This window comes from Vibrio sp. J2-3(2022) (assembly GCF_021725735.1).
Taxonomy (GTDB): Bacteria; Pseudomonadota; Gammaproteobacteria; order Enterobacterales; family Vibrionaceae; genus Vibrio; species Vibrio diabolicus.
In genome coordinates, this window is sequence record NZ_JAKKCK010000001.1 from 1,055,340 (window position 1) to 1,072,899 (window position 17,560).

The window sequence follows — 17,560 nt, forward strand, 5'->3', positions numbered from 1 at the left end:
ATGAAAAAGAATCTTCTAATCACTCTGGCTTTAGTCATAATGAGTCATCATAGTGCATACGCAAAAGATGAGCTGGCGTACATTCCTATACCAAAGGCGAATCAGATTGCTGACCTAAACGACTTGGACCAAGATGGTGTGATAAACGCTCGTGATCTTTGCGCAGGTACTCCAATAGGGGCAGAAGTGGACAATGATGGTTGTGAAACCTATTTGAATAAAGAAGAGCAACACCAACTTAAGATTTTGTTTGATAATGACTCTGCTCTTATTAACCAAATTTTTAAAAACAAGATAGATGAGTTGGCTGCATTTCTTAAAAAGTATCCAACTACTTCTATAGAGATACAAGGATACGCAAGTAAGGTAGGACGCGCAGAATACAATTTAAACCTATCTCGCCATCGTGCAGAGAATGTACGCAATCTATTGATAAAAAAAGGAATCCCGGGTGACCGCCTCGCAATTATTGCTTTTGGCGACACACAGTTAGCAGAGCCGGGTATGGATCGTGTCAGCCACGCATTAAACCGTCGCGTTACTGCCACTGTTGTCGGCCAACAAGGGATGGTTAAAGATGAGTGGACGATATTCACTACCTTCCCAGAAGTAAAATAAACTTATACCCCTGCTTATTTGCATAGATGAGTGGGGGTATTTTTATGCCATTACGCCCAACTAATTAGACACAACTAATAAAACAAACACTAACATTAATCATAAGTCACTAATATTATAGTAAAAATTAAAAGTGAGCCTTGGCTCTATATTAGTAGTAATATATTAGAGTCAAAATGAGAACCACCAATACTTTTAAATGGGAAGAAGATAAGCCAATCAATAACACTGAGGGGTTTAAGCAATCACCTTTCTTCACCACAATATGAAATCAATTTATTATATAACTTTAATAAATCAATCATCTATTGAGGAAACATAATAAAACATGACAGAAACATGTCTTCGTAGATTGAGCCAGTTATTAAAACATTACAAACACTCTCAAACGTATCAGGTAAACCTCGACGATTTAGAACTGGTTTTTTCAACTTCTAGACGCAATATATCTAATATACTGAGAATACTTGACAGCTACAATTGGATCCACTGGGAGCCAGGTCGTGGCCGTGGGAAAGCCAGCACACTAAAAGTGACGGTAACAATACACCAAGCCCTCTACTTTACGATTCGTAATGAAATCAACAATGGTAGTTTTGACGTCATCTCGAGGTTACTTGAGCATTACCGTAGCACCGCTGTAAGCGCACTTAGCCAAGCACTCGCAGAAGTTTCAGAAGAAAACAAAGATTCAAATACACTCATCGTCAGCCAGTATCCTTGGGTAGATGAGCTAACCCCTTCACTGACTTATCGTTTTTCAGAACTGCAGGTAATACGCAGCTTGTATGACACCCTATTTACCGTTGATCACTACGGTCAATTAAAAAATCACCTCGCTTGTGAGTACAAAAATGAAGGCAGTTGTATATATATTTGGCTCCGCCCTGATATCTACTGTCACGATGGGCTAACATTACAAGCAGAAGATGTCGTACACTCTTTAAATAAGCTCATTACAACAGATGGTCCCGTCCAAAAATTACTTCAGCAAGTCACTCGTATCAGCTTCGATAATGCCAAACAAGCTATACGTATTGACTTAAAGCAGCCTAATAACTTATTCATTTACTGCTTAGCAACCGCAAATGCGTCTATCACTACTCGACGTCAGAAGAGCTTTAAAGGTCGCAGTATCACAATAGGTACTGGCCCGTTTGTACTTAGGCATTGGGATACCGACAAAATAGTACTGAAAAAACATCATAACTATTTCGCAAAAAAGGCATTATTGGAGCAAATCACGCTCTCTCATCAGGGGACTGAGCTGGATCAATACATCAGTTATAATCAGGAAACTGACGATACCGAATGTTATATGATTCAGGCATTTTCTTTTCTAGCACGTAACCGTCGCGCCGAGTGCTCACTAAGCGAGCAAACTTGGCAGCGCCTATTTTCTTTTATCGAGAGTCGTAGATTTGAATTTGCCAAAGCGAATGGCTTGGAAACGATGCACATTCTCGATGATAGCTCTCACAACGAGATTGTTCCTCAGCTTGAGGGAACGTTAGTCATAACCCATCCAAAGTGGACGATTGATTATTTAAGTAAAGCGAACCAATGGATCGTAGATTTAATCCGTCAAACTGGGTTGCATGTAGAATTTGTGGAGCTAACTGACGCTAGTAATCCTCAACTTGTAAAAGAACAAGCCGACTTGCTCTTTGTCGAAGATGTCATTGAGCCACCTTTAACCTATGGAATTTATGAGTGGCTATTAACAGGTACAGGTATTCGATTTGCTCTTCACTCTGATGAATTTGAACAGCATGTTAATCACGTACACGATGCAGTCTCTGATCCCACGCCTGAAAAACGTTTGGAGGGAATACTCTCGGAGCTCAGAGCTGATACAACAATCTTACCATTGTTCTGGGGGCAAGAAAAAATCACCAGAGCGAAAGGTGTAAGCGGTGTTCAACTCCGTAAATCTGGGTACAGTGATTTCTACAAACTAAGAGTCAGAGCTGGACAAGACTAATCTGTTAGAAGCTTCTGTTTGCTAATTACTTTTGTAATCTACGATGTGAGTTTTCAAAATAACGCTTAATCGCACTAAGCGAGCACAAAATTGAACTCACCGACGACACGACCATCAATGTTGACAGGCTCAAACTGCAAATAATCACGGGCTTTTCCGCCCCACCACTCGTTACCAGTTCGCCCTTTCAAATAAAGCTGAGTCGTTAACAGCTCTTTCTCTCCACGCCATAGTTTGACGTGGATGTGGGGAGGTCGAGAGCTATATGGAACCGGAAATAACGTTTGAAAAAGGTAATTCCCATCTTCGTCAGTTAAAACTGCACCAAAGCCTGCGAAGTGAGGATCAAACTTATTATTGTTAGGTTGATTCGGGTGTTCATAGATGCCTTGTCCATCACATTGCCATATTTCTATTTTCATTCCAGACAATGGATTCCCTGCTGTATCCATTACCTTACCCTGAAGAAAAATGGGCTCACCAATAAGACCTTTCGACTGCAAAATCAAATTTTGACGAAATGGCACTGGAACCACGGGATAAAATGGCCCTTCCGTTTGAGGTGGTGTCGGATTCATTGGGCTAGCGGATTTTAGCGAAGGCGCAAATATTAGCGACCATAAAGCTAAGAAGTGTCGACGTTCCATATCATCACCAGTGATTGTTTACCTTACTTAAGTTTGGTGATTCTTGATGATTTTTCCAGCATAGCAGCACACTAAAACAAATATGCCTCTGTTCAGGGCAACGCTTGAACAGAGGCATTTACAAATTAGCTACTAATAATTAAACGGCTTCAAAGGCTAGTGCTTTCTTCTCTACCTGACGGAAAATGAGAGTTAGCACACCATTTACCGTTAGATAAAATGCGCCTGCAATACCAAATACCGTCAACGTATCGTAAGTTTGTGCGTTAATGCGCTGCGCGTAACCCATCAGATCCATGATCGTGATCGTGCTTGCTAGTGAAGTACCTTTGAAGACCAAAATCACTTCGTTCGAATAAGCCGGAACGGCACGACGAATAGCGTATGGCAGCAGCACTTTTAGCGTTGCGGTTTTGTTCATCCCTAGAGCACGACACGCTTGCCATTGACCAGAAGGGATCGCGTTAAACGCGCCTTTAAACAGCTGAGTGCTGTATGCAGCGGTATTCAGTGCTAGCGCTAACATCGCACAAAACCAAGGTTGGCTTAACCATGTCCAGAATACGCTTTCTCTTACGACATCAAACTGACCTGGTCCGTAATACACCAAGAAGATCTGCACCAACAAAGGTGTACCAGTAAACAAGGTGATGATGCCACGACTTAACCAATGCAAACCCGGAGTACGCAGGATCAGAGTCAGCGTCATCATCAGAGCTAAGAGACAGCCCACAACCAAGGAAGCGGCGGTCAATTGGAGGCTAGTGCCTAAGCCATCCAGCATTTGCCAAACGTGTTGTTCGTTCATGCGGTCGCCTCCTGTCCCATGCTCATACCTTGAATTGAGAATTTCTTATCAATCAGTTTTACGGCACGTTGCGTAATCAAAGTAATGCCTAAGTAAATCGCCGCAGCGGTTGCGTACCATGTAAACGCTTCATGCGTCGCTGCAGATGTTAGCTGCGCTTGTTTCAACAAATCCGTTACGCCAATCAGTGATACAAGCGCGGTGTCTTTCAGCAGAACCAACCATTGGTTAGTTAAACCTGGTAGTGCGTGTCTTACTGCTTGTGGTAAAACAATGCGAACGAAAGCGTGTGCGTGACTGATGCCGAGTGCACTTGCTGCTTCTCTCTGCCCTCTTCCAACGGCTTTTAATGCGCCACGTAGAGTTTGAGAAGCATAGGAAGCGAAGATCAATGACAACGCCACCACGCCAGACAAGAACGGGCTAACTTCAATAAAGTCGCCGGTGATTAAAAACAGAACCTGCGTCGAACCAAAATAGATGAACAACACGACAAGGATTTCTGGCAAGCCACGTACAATCGTCACAAACGCCGTCATTGGCCATTTAACGAAAACGCGGCGAGACATTTCACCACTGGCGAATACCACTGCCAGAATCAAACCGACTAAGAGGCTTGTGAAGGCTAGCTGGACAGTCATCCAACTAGCTTGAACAAGCGATAAAGAGTAACCCGTTAGTGCCATATTACTTACCGAAGTACTTGTTGTAGATTACGTCGTATTCGCCGTTCGCTTTCACTGTTTTCAGTGCCGTGTTCAGCTTGTTCACTAGCTCGTCGTTACCTTTGTTTACTGCGATACCGAAACCGTTACCGAAGTATTTAGGGTTGGTTACGTGCTCGCCCACGTATGCTAGATTGTCTTCTTTCTTGAACCATTCAGCTACGACAGCTGTATCGCCGAATACAGAATCAATACGACCGTTCTTCATATCGATGAATGCGTCTTGGTAGCTAGAGTAAGGAACCGCGGTTACGCCCGGCATTTGCTCAATCAGGTAACTTTGGTGTGTTGAACCGTTTTGAACACCAACGCGCTTACCTTCTAGTGCTTTTTGATCAGCAACTTTTTCTTTGATAGAAACAAACGCTGCTGAGTTTTCATAGTATGCATTCGTGAAATTCACTTGCTCCAAACGCGCCTCAGTAATATCCATTGCAGAGATAGCCGCATCGTAACGTTTGAATTTTAATGCAGGGATCAGGCTGTCAAAAGATTGGTTATGGAAGGTACATTTGGCTTCCATTTCTTTACATAGTGCGTTCGCCAGATCCACGTCAAAACCTTGGATTTGGTTATTTTCATCCATGTATTCGAATGGTGCGTACGTCGCTTCCATCGCGAATTTGATCTCTTCTTGTGCTGCTGCGTTTGCTGCCATAGTTGCAGAAGAGAGGCCGATTAGTGAAGCTAGTAGAATCTTTTTCATTGCAATACTCCGTGTGTACTTAGTGGGCTGACACTCGCAATAACAGCCGAGCTTATCTGTTAAATAGACTGAACGTTAAAAACGTAATTTAGTGATTTAGGTAGTCAGCAAACTGGGCGGTTTGCGGGTTAGAAAACGAATCATTTGTGCCGTGCTCGACGATGTGTCCTTTTTCTAGATACAGTACGTGGCTAGCGATTTTTTTAGCAAAATCGACCTCATGCGTTACTACGACTTGGGTGATGCCAGTTTCGCTTAAATCTTTAATAATCTTAACGACTTGGTTAGTAATTTCCGGATCAAGCGCAGCGGTCGGTTCATCAAAAAGCAAGACTTCCGGTTTCATCATCAATGCACGAGCAATCGCCACACGTTGTTGCTGACCACCAGAAAGCAGCATCGGCCACGCATCCGCTTTGTCTGCCAAATGAAGTGTTGCGAGAATTTGCATTGCTTGGTTCTTCGCTTCTTCTTTATCCATGCCAGATACTTTTACCGGAGCCTCAATCAGGTTCTCCATCACTGTCATGTGCGGCCATAAGTTGTACTGTTGGAACACCATACCTACTTTACGACGAAGTGCTAAACCTTGTTTCTCTTTGATTTCAGTAGAGAAGTCAAAAACATCATTTGTGATGTTTAACTTGCCGTTATCCGCCCCTTCAAGAAGGTTAAGAACACGCAGTAGAGAGCTCTTACCTGCACCACTTGGACCAAGTAACACCAGTGTTTCGCCGCTTTCACACTTAAAGCTGACATCGTGAAGCACTTGTGTCTCACCGTAGGATTTATTGATTCCGCTTACCTGAATAGTCATGCTGACATACCGCATTAATTGTCACTTGGTATTTATATTACTCAATTGGACTTTTTATGCAATAAAAATGTATAAAAATTTAATTTGTTAATTTTTTGTATGATCAGAAACCACCAAGACAGAGTATCTGACTGGTTTGAAGAGTGAGTTTTAACTGAATTTGTTGAAGAAAATCCAACGACATGGTGACGACCGAAACAAGGTTAAAATGGTGGTTACTTTTGTGCTGACGTGTAGAGGAAGTTTTGAGTCAATGAGGATACTCTATTCCAAGCACACCCGCTCATTTTTGCACAGCATCCCCTGTTAGTTTTCCTGTAAAGTCCTCTATGGTAGGGGCCAGATTACGACTTCGCGAATGGACTATAATTTCTCTTTGTATCTGACTCTTAATTTGAGTCATCTAAGTATTAATGGGATAACTCCATGTTGAAGTCGCATTGTTTTTCTCTCGTTACACTCGCTTCTCTGAGCTTGCTTTCTGTACCCGGCGTTTGGAGTAGAACAGCAATCGTGTTACCTGGATTGCATGAACAGGGTATTGATCTTCAAGATAAGCCTATCTCTGCTGCGGCTGCACTTGAATGGGAGTTGGATAATGCCGATATCGTGTTTGGAGCTTACGAAAATAAGAGTGATAACGAGCGTGTAAAAGCGCTTGGTTACATGTACAACCAAAAGCTGGAACTTAACTCAGGTTGGCTGGAAAACGATATACGTAACCAAGCAGAACTGAATGGAGTTGACTACGAAGATTTCTTTCTCCACTTTTCTGAAGACACTATCATCGCAGAGGTTGACTCAAGCCATGGCGAGAATACTCTGCTAAATCGCAAACCGATGATCGTTGGCTATACCGCCAGCGCTGACCACGCCGGTTTTTGGCTATATCAACCACCGCCATGGGATGCTGATGTATTCGGTCAGGCGAATAATGGTGGTGCCCTCTATGTTTATCACTCAGAGAAGTTCGACCGCTTAACCCTTACGTTTTCCCAGTTTGCTCAAGGTGGCAACTTCATAATTGAATACCCTTCTGCCATCGATTCGTTTGGTCTGGTAACAGAATGGAAAAGCTTCGCAATTAGAAAAGACAAGACTGAGAACATGACTAAAAACCAAACGGTAAACTGGTCTGTTCCTTCGGATTGGGTTCGCGCTACGACACACGATGGTAGCGGACAAACCTATGGTGGCGGTCAGTATTTTGGGTCCACTTTTTTACGCGACGGCGGCCGCCTTTACGTTGCGAAAATTACTTGGCATGACGACAACATAGAAAACCGCCCACGCCTCGAAAACATTCAACTCAAAGATAGCTTCCCTGTCGTCAATGTCTCAGGAGCACCAACAGAGACACCTGAAGGTCAAACCATTCAGCGCTGGCGACAAATTCGAGGTTTTGACGAATCAGCTGATCGAAACCAAGATAATTATCTTTCTTGGCAAGAATTCAAGAGCCGCTCAAATAAGAATGCAACGGCACGATTTCGTTGGGAGTCACGCGTTATTCCATTTGGTCGCATGTGGAATCAAACCTCTTCTTGGGCATTAACCAACCTCGGCAATCCCGATCTTGCCAACTCAATACACCACTATTACCAAGCTGAATGGGCGAAACAAGGTTTAAACGGTGCGTACAACGACGATACGAATAAGTTACTCGGAGAAAATCAGTTCTACGTTTATTCCGGTGGTACAGTGGATGAGCTTGGTTTGGTGGCGGGAAGCCAAGCCGCTGATGATGCATACAAAGCGCAATTCTCGGCGTTCTTAAACAAATTGGCGACGCTGGATGCGGATGCGTTAATTGGCCTCAACATAGGCACGGCCAACTTATTCGGTCGTAACGGCCAAAACCACTTAGTTGGTGCTGGCTCCTTGTACTTGCGCGAGCACTACCTTTTCCCTTCCACTGGCTTTAGTGGCTATGCTGGCTTGGCTAAGTTTTGGGATAACTCTGCTCTCGCCAAAGTTGGCCAGAACGTGATTTATCAAGCAACAACTCGTTATGGTCGCGTTCAATACTTTGGTAACACACAAAACAATTGGAAGCAGGACCAATATTCTGCACTAGCGGTGTTCTACTTAAACTATCACCCTGAGCGCAGTTACTTTAGTCAGTGGAATAATGGTTACGTATATGGAAGCAATAACACCACCGGTAACAACTTCTGGAAGGCAGGCGTACCAAAGAATATTGCTTATCAACCTAGCACCTTGCTTGCCATCGATTTAGGTACGCCGGCCAATCAAATCCCAGATGGGTATCAGGCGACTCCGCTAATGATGTCCACCAGCACGCCCTATTCCGTCGATTACACGGTGATTGGAGATGCTTCTATGAGCAAAGTGGCTCATCCTGACTTGCCTAATGGCGCTATCGATTTGTTACCAACCCATACGTACTTTGCGTATCGCTCAGAAGATACGGTAGTGATGCATGGCCCTACGGAGATGGTGTTAGCTCGCGAATTTACTAAAGGCCGAGTGCTGTATCGGACTGATTTCTTTGGCAAGAATATCGATTATTTCTCCTCACCGAAGATAACTATCGCCCTTCCAGAGTCTATGCGACCTGTAGATCAAGACGGTAACATCGGCGACTATGTTTCTCACATTGAGCTCGGCGGCTACGAAGGGGTGTTCTTGCTGTATTAACTCCCTTTCAAACACTCTCACTCAACGCTTCATAAATCGCCGTTTTTATGCTTAACGTCACTGAAAAAACCTTGTTCACTGAATCTTTATAAACCGATGTATATACTGAAGTAAATGACAACGACAAGGAAATTCAGTCACATGAAGACCACACCTTCAATGCTCTCTGTTCTGCTGCTATCAGCATTATCAACTCATGCAAATGCGGATGAATGTGGAAAAATAACCATCGCGGATATGAATTGGAATTCGGCCAGCTTAATGGCGCACATCGACCAATTTGTCTTAAATGAAGGCTACCAGTGCGATGCGGAATTGATCCCTGGTGATAGCGTTCCTACGGGCACCTCTATGATTGAAAAGGGACAACCTGACGTTGCGCCAGAGTTATGGACAAACGGCATTAAAGAAGCGCTTGATAAAGGCATTGCGGATAAACGCTTGCGCATCGCTGGTGAATCGCTTGTCAATGGCGGTGAAGAAGGGTTTTGGGTTCCCGCCTATCTGGTAAAACAGTATCCAGAGCTCGCGACGATAGAAGGCGTCATTAAACACGCCAAGCTGTTTGAACACCCTGAGGATGATGACAAGTTCGCCTTTTATAGCTGCCCTGCTGGTTGGACATGCCAAATCACCTCCGGTCACTTGTTTAATGCATTAGGGTTAAGTGAGCACGGCTTTGAGATGGTTGACCCAGGCTCTGGCGCAGCATTAGCTGGCACCATCGCCAAAGCCTATGATCGCAAAATGCCTTGGTTTGGTTACTACTGGTCACCAACACCCGTATTGGGCAAGTATGATATGGTCAAAGTGGATTTTGGTAGCGGAACGGATCTGGAAGAGTATCGCAACTGTACCACCCAGCCTGATTGCGCTTCACCAAAAGTAACAATGTACCCACCTTCTCCAGTTCGCACAGTAACAACTGAGGCGTTTGCGAGCAAAGAACCCCAAGCATTCGCGTACTTGCAGAAACGCGGATTTACCAACGAGCAAATGAGTGAAATGCTGGCCTGGATGGAAGATAACTACGCGGACGGTGAAGAAGCGATGTTTTACTTCTTTAATACCTACCCTGAGTTATGGAAAGGTTGGGTATCTGAAGACGTAGCGATGAAGATCGAAAAAGCGCTCTAGTGATTGACGTCTAACTCGTACCAAATAATTTAGCCTCCCATACCGTTTGAATAAATAGTATTGGAGGCTAATCAACGATTCGTTAATACATGGTGTGACCATTCAATGTTTCTTTAGGAATCTCTTGCAGAGCGTCCCAATGTTCGACGATTTTCCCATTATGATCAAAACGAAAGAAATCCATCGTCACGTATTCAATATCATTAGGCCATGTTTGGTGAGTGTGTAGTGCCACCAAATTCCCCTCAGCAATGGCTCGCACAAACGTAATGTCTTTATTGGGATACTCGTTTTGCATCCGCTCAAAATACTCGATAAAAGCCTCAGGGCCATTTCCAACTAATGGATTGTGCTGAATGTACTCATCGCCAACGTAGTCTTCAACTGCCTTTTTTGGATTACCTCGATAGGCGGTTTCGTAAAACGCAATGGCATTTCTTTTGTTCTCTTGCAGGTCCATTTTTCTTCCCTATGTCGCTCTACTTGGTATTTAACGATAATCATAGCCTTAGAACCTAAGAAGTGACCGAACATCGCGCACAAAAAAGGCCGCTAAACCGCAGCCTTCATCACTTGAAACTTGGAATCACTGTCCCTTCAGAGCTTAAACCACACCACCAGCACCCTGCATGGAACGCTCACTGTTCTCCACTAGCAACGCGGTTGCGGTTTGTTTCAGTGTTTCCCACTCTTGGTCTTCGACAAAAATACCATTTTGCCAAGAGGCTTGTTGCGTGTTGCTTAACTCATCGCCTTCAATGTGAATGGTGTATCCTTGTGCGCTTTTCTCGATATCGAAATCGTTCACAGAGAGTTCGATAACCATACTATGCAAATCCGTATCATGCCCATCAAACTGATCCGAGAAAAAGACTTCTGGCGCGATTCGTCCACGATTTAACACATAAAGCGTTCGTTTTGGACTAGAGCCATTGACCCATTGTGCACGGCACGCAATGCCTTTTGCAGAGAGCTTCAACAACTCACTAAAACCTAGCCAACGGTTATGACACTGTTTCAACGTGATAGTAATCGACTTACTGTTAATCATTTTCTCAAGTGCGAAATCCAACACGGCGGGTAAGTGGCACGCCACACTGCCATTGTGCAAATCCATCTCGATACTCGCTGACGTGTTGTTGGTCACCGATACGGCGCAGTCCGAATCTAACCCAAGAAACAGGCTGGCGTTATTAAAGTGACGCACCCCGTGCAAGCCAACCATTTGCAAGTCCGCCACCATGTTCGCAATGACATCCGCCTCACCACAGTGACGGCGCATGCCAAGAAATGCCTTATTAACCGCGGCCACCAATTCGTTGTGAGAGACGATCATAATGCAAATCCTCCGTTGATTTTTAGATTGTCACTTTGCGCAATTTCTTCTCGTTCCGGCATGCTTGGGAAAATCCATGTGTCCGCCAGTTTAGGATCGTGAATTTCATCTAACAGCGGCGCGCCCTGGAAGAAAGTTACTCGAACCCAACGATCCGAGCGCGGATCAAACTTAGTCGCACCAAAGATCGCCAACTTACAGCGCAATAAGTGCATTGGCAGTGCATCTTGGCGTAGCACGTTCATTTGAATATCACCCATTGCTCGGTTGCCTAACGTCCATACGCGACGTGTGATCGAACGGTAAGTCGGATTTTGCAACAGAAACTCTGCTACGGACATTTCTTCATCACAACCAAGCAAGGCGTGGTACAAGCGATTCACTTGTCTGCCGATATCAAGCGGCAGCTCTTTTTCTTCTCCTGCTTCCTCCCCACGAACACCAAGCCTTGGCTCTTCTTTGTCTTGTGAGCGATACCAGAACCAGTAGTTGTTCTCGGCTAGTGAGTAATCCGCATCAATCGCCCAGCGGTACTTGCTTTGCAACACTTCCAGTAAATCTTGGATCTTTTTCCCGCCCGGAATAGATAACGTTTCATCCGTATTCATTTGGCTAGCAAATTCATCCACTAAAGATGGGTAGAGTTCGATCAAGCAAGAGGTGAGGATTTCTTGGGCTTCCACACTCATTGTTTTCTTATGCTCGACCAAACTCGCCCAGTTCGGATGTAATGCCATTAACGTTGTTAGCTCCGATAGCAGTTGTTTGATGTCTGCTATCGCTTGATGATTGAGCCTGTCTTGATGTTCATTGATGGTGATGACTTGCTCTAAATGACGCTGTGCTTTTTGCAGCAATCCTTGCAAAGGAGCATGAAATGACGCTTCACACGGCATCGCAAAGACTCGCGCTACCGCACGCTCGCGAGAGGTCATCCATTGGTCAACGATGCACGGGTGATTAATCAAGTATGGAGCCATGCCTAAGCCAGTCGCATTGCCGACACCAAGGTAGCGCTGCAAGCCACGATGCAAAGCTACCGCGTTGTCGCCCCCTTGCTGAAGTGCCAGGTAGTGTACCCAGTCTAGGCTGAATTCACGCAACATATATACGGCACACATTTGCGCACTAAAAGACTGACTGAAATCTGAGTTGTTCTCTAGCAGTTTGAAATCGGCGATGCCAAACTTGCCGTTCCCATACACAGCTGTGGTACGCAGGATATAACCCACTTCCGCCAGCTCTTTTGGCTCGGGCTGCTTGCCTTGAGAAAGTGCGCTAACAATGTGTTCAAACACACGCACGCTTTTGTTTGCGCGAGCCAGAACAAGTACGTTGTTTGGATTACGTCCCGCTTCTTGCAGCGGTACATTTGCTCGCAATCTTTCCAACAAAGTAACATCAACATCGCCTTGAACCAGTGCGAATGTGACGTCCCACTTTTCAGCAATGACGCGGTCATTACGCTCGTCATCAGCAATTTCATCACAGAACACCACCAAATGATAAACGTGCTCTAGCGTGGTCAATTTGTAAATAACGTGACCATAACCACGCGGACAAAGTTGCCACTCATGCTTGGTTACTTGCCAATTTTGGCTTGCCATATTACGAATCAGGCTACGAACAAAGCTGATTCGGTTTTGGTGCATTGCGCCAAGCCTTTCGGCTGCCATGACAATCGCTGCGTCGCGCATAGTTGCTTCCGTATAAGTAGAACGATGTGCATCCATTTTGCTCACCACCTATTTGTTATTGTAAGAATACTAGGGTTTGTGCGGATGCAGGAGGAAAACACCCGCACAAGCTCCACGTTGTTTGAATTAGATAATTGTTATAGCCCTTGCTCTTTCGCCATTTTGATTGCGATTTGCGGTGCATTCCAAAGTGACGGCAACAGAATCAGCGAAACCGGAACCGCGGTAATCACAATGAAAGATTGCAGTGCAGAGATGCCACCAGAGCCAAGCGAAATCAGGATCAGAGCTGTCACACCCATCATTACGCCCCAGAAGGTACGGATGATCGCATTCGGCTCCGTTTCACCACTGATCACGACACTGATTGTGTAGGTCATTGAGTCGCCCGTCGTGACGATGAAGATCGTGGTTAAAATCAGAAATAGAATTGAAGTCAGCATTGGCATTGGTAGTTGCTGAGTCACCGCAAGCAAAGCACCTGGCAAGTTAAAGCCTTCAAACGCCGCACTCACACTACCCGGTTCAGCAATTTCAAACGCAAGGCCAGAGCCGCCTACAATCGTGAACCAAAAACAGGTGGTGAGCGGAGCAACAATACTGATGGTGGAAATAACTTGGCGAATAGTGCGACCACGGGAAATACGCGCAATAAAGATTGCCATCATCGGACCATAACCAAGGAACCAGCCCCAGAAAAATACTGTCCACCAGCTTAGCCAACCTTCGTCACCGCGATAGGTCGCCATTGGGATAAAGTTATCCAGCATGCTCCCTACACCTTGAATGTATCCGTTAAAGATAAAATTCGTAGGGCCAAAAAACAGGATGTAAACCATCAATGCCATTGCCAGAATCACGTTGTAACGACTAAGTAGTTGCATGCCTCGGCTTAATCCACTGAGTGCAGACAAGGTGTAAAGCGCAATCGCAAACAAAATGATGATAAGCTGAGTCGTAAAGCCATCAGGAATATCAAACAGCGCATTTAACGCGTAGCTAACCTGCAAGCCTAGAAACCCAATTGGCCCGATGGTGCCCGCGGCTACCGCGATAATGCAGCACGCGTCAATCAATGCACCGAGTTGGCCTTTAAGTGCTCGTTCGCCCAACACTGGATAAAGTAAAATACGGGGTTTTAGCGGTAAGCCTTTGTCGTAATGCAGGTGCATCACCACGATGGAAGTTAAGCTACCTACAATCGCCCAAGCCAGAAAGCCCCAGTGCATAAAGGATTGCGACAACGCATTCACCGCACCTTGCTGCGGGTTATCTTGCGCGCCGTACAACGGGGGTGGGCTAACATAGTGTGCTATAGGCTCAGCCGCGGCCCAGAAAACACCACCACCAGCCAACAAGGTACAGAAAATAATCGCCATCCAGCGGAAAGAATCCATTTCTGGTTTAGCAATCCCGCCCAACATCACTTTGCCTGTTCGCCCTGCAGCCAAGCCAAGACCAATAAGAAAAGTGAGAAGCAGCAGTAACTGCCAGTAAGGACCAAACACTTGAACTGCCCAGCCAAAGCCAGCGTTAACGATCGTAGATAACAACTCGCCGTCATAAAGTGCAATAGCAACGAACAACGCGATAAAACCACCGCTATACCAAAAGGCCGGGTTATTCAGTCCCAATTTGTCCGTCGTGTTTTCTGTTGTTGATGTGTTGTGTGTTGCTTTTGACTTGCCCGATGGCACGCTCATCGTGGAAGCTTTCATGCTATTGGTTAAATCAGACATACTCTGGCTCCAGAGGTTCTTTGCAGCTGCCAAAGACTGGCTACAAATGTGAGTTTTACGCCTGCCGTATTGTTGTTATGTAGGCAGGCGGTTCCTAATTTTGGGTGTACTATGAAATAGGCTCTAATCCTTCTTTGAGGAAGTTAAACCAGTTTTCACCCAATATTTTTCCTGCCTCAGATTCACTGAATCCGTGACGCATTAATCCGTTGTAGATGTTCTCCATCCCTGCACTGCCGCAGAACCATGGCAGCGCATCTGGCCATCCCGAGTTACTTGCTGAACCTTCGCCGTAATCCATCGCTTTTGACCAACGACCGTTGCGCATCCACTCCAACACTTGTTGCGGCTGGTTTAGGCACAAATCGCTACCGATACCTAAATGGTCAACGCCAAACATGTCTGCGGTTTTCGCAACCATCTGGCAGAAATCATCCAGCGTGCACTGGCTGCCATTTGGTAAATGGAACGGATATAAACTGAATCCGATCAAACCGCCGCGCTCCGTCAATGCTTTGATCACGGTGTTGGACTTGTTGCGCAGTGCGTCATGCGCAAATGTCGGGTTAGCATGGCTGATACAAATTGGACGCGAAGAGAGCTCGATAGCTTCCAACGTTGAACGCTCCGCGCTGTGGGACATATCAATGATCATCCCAACTCGGTTCATCTCTTCAATCGCTTGCTTACCAAAGCGAGTTACGCCGGAATCGTTTTGTTCGTAACAACCTGTCGCCAGTAAGCTTTGGTTGTTGTAGGTCAGTTGCATGATCAGCAGACCTTGGCGGCGCATCACTTCAATCAAGCCAATTTCATCATCAATCGGTGAGCAATTTTGCGCGCCGAAGAAGATGCCGACTTTGCCTTCTGCTTTGGCTTTTTCTACATCTGCCATTGAATAAATAGGCATGATGAGGTCCGCATTTTGCTCGAAGCGCAAGTTCCACTCAGCAAAACGCGTTAAGGTTTCGCGCGCAGTTTCGTGGTAGACGATGGTGGCATGAACGGCGGTAATGCCACTCGCCTTAAGCGTTTGGAAATACTCTCGATCCCAATTGCAGTACTGCAATCCGTCAATCACAATCCGTTGTTGGTACATAACCACTCCTTAAACAATTTCTTAGCCTTTTAGTTCGGGTAACTGACACCATCAGCTACCCTGCTGTCTTAGTAAGGGCGCTGATAAGCGGTTTTCACCACGGTGTAGAACTCTTTGGCGTACTGACCTTGCTCACGAGGGCCAAAGCTAGATTCTTTACGGCCACCAAATGGGACGTGATAATCTGTACCCGCAGTTGGCAAGTTAACCATGACGCAGCCCGTTTGGACTTGCTGTTTGAAGATCGCGCTATTGCGCAGGCTTTGCGTGATAATGCCGCCTGTCAGGCCAAAGCGCGTATCGTTCGCGACTGCAATTGCCTCATCCAGATCAGAAACGCGAATCACGCTCGCCATTGGCGCAAAGACTTCTTCTTGGTTCACTTCCCAGCCATTCTGTGTATTTAAAAACAGAGTTGGTGACATGTAGTAACCGTCATGCTCTAGGCTCAGACGCTCACCACCGAAAGCCAGCTCCGCGCCTGCTTGGCGTGCGTTTTCGATCCACTCAAAGTTCGCATTCAGCTGGTTACCATCAACAACAGGGCCCATGAATACGCCCTCTTCTAGAGCGTGACCCACTTTAAGTTCGCTCATGCGTTTGATTAGCGCTTCAACATACGCGTCGTGAATTCCGTCCATAACCACAAGACGAGAAGACGCGGTGCACTTTTGACCTGCACCCGAGAATGAGCCTGCGATTGTCGCTTCGACAGCAATCTGAATGTCTGCATCATCTGCCACTACGAGCGCATTTTTGCTACCCATCTCTAGCTGACAACGCACAAAATTTGGTGCCGTTGCCGCTGCAACTTTACGGCCAGTGCCCACAGAACCAGTGAAGCTAACGCCGTTCACATCCTTCGAATTGATAAGGGTATTACCGACTTGCGAACCGCTACCCAAAACGAGGTTAAACGTGCCAGCAGGTAAACCTTGGCGATGGATAATCTCTGTCAGCGCAACGGCACTTGCTGGGGTTAGGTTGGCAGGCTTCCAGACGACACTGTTGCCAAACGCAAGTGCTGGCGCGATTTTCCAAGCCGCTGTTGCTGTTGGGAAGTTCCAAGGAGAGATAATGGCGATAACGCCGACGGCTTCGCGAGTAACTTCAACGGAGACACCTGGACGGACGGAAGCAGCGTTATCGCCAATTTGACGCAGTACCTCAGCAGCAAAGTATTGGAAGAATTGGCCAGCACGGTAAATCTCACCTCGACCTTCAGCAAATGGCTTACCTTCTTCACGCGAAAGCAAGGTACCCAATTCGTCACATCGTGCAATGAGCTCATCACCAATCGCTTGCAGCACTGCTTGTTTGCGCTCGATTGGTGTTTTTTCCCACTCTGGCTGCGCTGATTTAGCCGCTTGAATCGCTTGCTCTACTTGCGACACACTCGCTTGTGCGAAATCGCCAATGTTTTCGCTGATATCAGAAGGGTTAATATTGGCGATGGTGTCCATGCCCGATTGCCACTCACCCGCTATATAGAGGGATTTTTCTGCTTGAACATTGTTAATAAAAGTCATGGTTCTTTCCTTGTTCTTCCGATTTGTGATGGCAAGCCACCCACTCACTGATCTCTA

Annotated in this window: 15 protein-coding genes; 4 read left to right on the top strand and 11 right to left on the bottom strand. The window is 45.8% G+C overall.

Translation table 11 applies throughout. From position 1 onward, the window contains the following. Together L3V27_RS04530 and L3V27_RS04535 are read left to right on the top strand one after the other, a co-directional pair. Nucleotides 1-618 (top strand): OmpA family protein, encoded by a 618-nt coding sequence (locus L3V27_RS04530; RefSeq protein ID WP_237311126.1) that lies wholly within the window; start codon nt 1-3, stop codon nt 616-618. A gap of 328 nt (nt 619-946) precedes the next feature. Further along, entirely contained in the window at nt 947-2,602 is a 1,656-nt protein-coding gene (locus L3V27_RS04535) for an ABC transporter substrate-binding protein (protein ID WP_237311127.1), read from the top strand. 74 nt (nt 2,603-2,676) lie between these two features. On the opposite strand, the gene L3V27_RS04540 is transcribed toward L3V27_RS04535, so the two are convergent. The 5 genes from L3V27_RS04540 to artP all read right to left on the bottom strand — a co-directional run bounded on the left by L3V27_RS04540 (nt 2,677) and on the right by artP (nt 6,305). Continuing rightward, a complete protein-coding gene (locus tag L3V27_RS04540; RefSeq protein WP_237311128.1) occupies nt 2,677-3,249 on the bottom strand; it encodes a protocatechuate 3,4-dioxygenase in 573 nt (190 codons plus the stop codon). Nucleotides 3,250-3,388: 139 nt separating this feature from the next. Further along, nucleotides 3,389-4,057: an arginine ABC transporter permease ArtM gene (artM, locus tag L3V27_RS04545; protein WP_065646167.1), complete on the bottom strand. Its 669-nt coding sequence runs from the start codon at nt 4,055-4,057 to the stop codon at nt 3,389-3,391. Continuing rightward, nucleotides 4,054-4,743, bottom strand: a complete 690-nt coding sequence (gene artQ / locus L3V27_RS04550; RefSeq protein ID WP_237311129.1) for an arginine ABC transporter permease ArtQ — start codon at nt 4,741-4,743, stop codon at nt 4,054-4,056. Before artQ ends, artM begins: the two co-directional genes overlap by 4 nt. Nucleotide 4,744: 1 nt before the next feature. Beyond that, on the bottom strand, nt 4,745-5,488 hold the full coding sequence (locus L3V27_RS04555; protein WP_005390934.1) for an arginine ABC transporter substrate-binding protein: 744 nt from the start codon (nt 5,486-5,488) through the stop codon (nt 4,745-4,747). An 88-nt stretch (nt 5,489-5,576) separates the two neighbouring features. Next, nucleotides 5,577-6,305: an arginine ABC transporter ATP-binding protein ArtP gene (artP, locus tag L3V27_RS04560; protein ID WP_114322951.1), complete on the bottom strand. Its 729-nt coding sequence runs from the start codon at nt 6,303-6,305 to the stop codon at nt 5,577-5,579. A 426-nt stretch (nt 6,306-6,731) separates the two neighbouring features. On the opposite strand from artP, the gene L3V27_RS04565 reads away from it, so the two are divergent. Both L3V27_RS04565 and L3V27_RS04570 read left to right on the top strand, forming a co-directional pair. After that, on the top strand, nt 6,732-8,966 hold the full coding sequence (locus L3V27_RS04565; protein WP_237311130.1) for a hypothetical protein: 2,235 nt from the start codon (nt 6,732-6,734) through the stop codon (nt 8,964-8,966). A 141-nt stretch (nt 8,967-9,107) separates the two neighbouring features. After that, nucleotides 9,108-10,103 (top strand): ABC transporter substrate-binding protein, encoded by a 996-nt coding sequence (locus L3V27_RS04570; protein ID WP_237311132.1) that lies wholly within the window; start codon nt 9,108-9,110, stop codon nt 10,101-10,103. Between the two features lie 82 nt (nt 10,104-10,185). Here the strand turns inward: L3V27_RS04570 and L3V27_RS04575 are convergent, their stop codons facing one another. From L3V27_RS04575 to L3V27_RS04600, 6 genes are all read right to left on the bottom strand, one after another. Continuing rightward, nucleotides 10,186-10,563 carry a nuclear transport factor 2 family protein gene (locus tag L3V27_RS04575; RefSeq protein ID WP_048625191.1) on the bottom strand — a complete coding sequence of 126 codons (378 nt, stop codon included), beginning with the start codon at nt 10,561-10,563 and terminating at the stop codon, nt 10,186-10,188. Nucleotides 10,564-10,707: 144 nt separating this feature from the next. Beyond that, nucleotides 10,708-11,439 carry a DUF3726 domain-containing protein gene (locus L3V27_RS04580; RefSeq protein WP_047009283.1) on the bottom strand — a complete coding sequence of 244 codons (732 nt, stop codon included), beginning with the start codon at nt 11,437-11,439 and terminating at the stop codon, nt 10,708-10,710. Then, complete coding sequence (locus tag L3V27_RS04585) at nt 11,436-13,172, bottom strand: hypothetical protein (RefSeq protein WP_237311134.1); 1,737 nt, start codon at nt 13,170-13,172, stop codon at nt 11,436-11,438. Before L3V27_RS04585 ends, L3V27_RS04580 begins: the two co-directional genes overlap by 4 nt. A gap of 101 nt (nt 13,173-13,273) precedes the next feature. Continuing rightward, on the bottom strand, nt 13,274-14,875 hold the full coding sequence (locus L3V27_RS04590) for a BCCT family transporter (RefSeq protein WP_237311136.1): 1,602 nt from the start codon (nt 14,873-14,875) through the stop codon (nt 13,274-13,276). A 109-nt stretch (nt 14,876-14,984) separates the two neighbouring features. After that, nucleotides 14,985-15,974, bottom strand: a complete 990-nt coding sequence (locus tag L3V27_RS04595; RefSeq protein ID WP_006742451.1) for a membrane dipeptidase — start codon at nt 15,972-15,974, stop codon at nt 14,985-14,987. Nucleotides 15,975-16,042: 68 nt separating this feature from the next. Then, nucleotides 16,043-17,503, bottom strand: a complete 1,461-nt coding sequence (locus L3V27_RS04600; RefSeq protein WP_237311138.1) for an aldehyde dehydrogenase family protein — start codon at nt 17,501-17,503, stop codon at nt 16,043-16,045. Nucleotides 17,504-17,560: the final 57 nt, after the last annotated feature.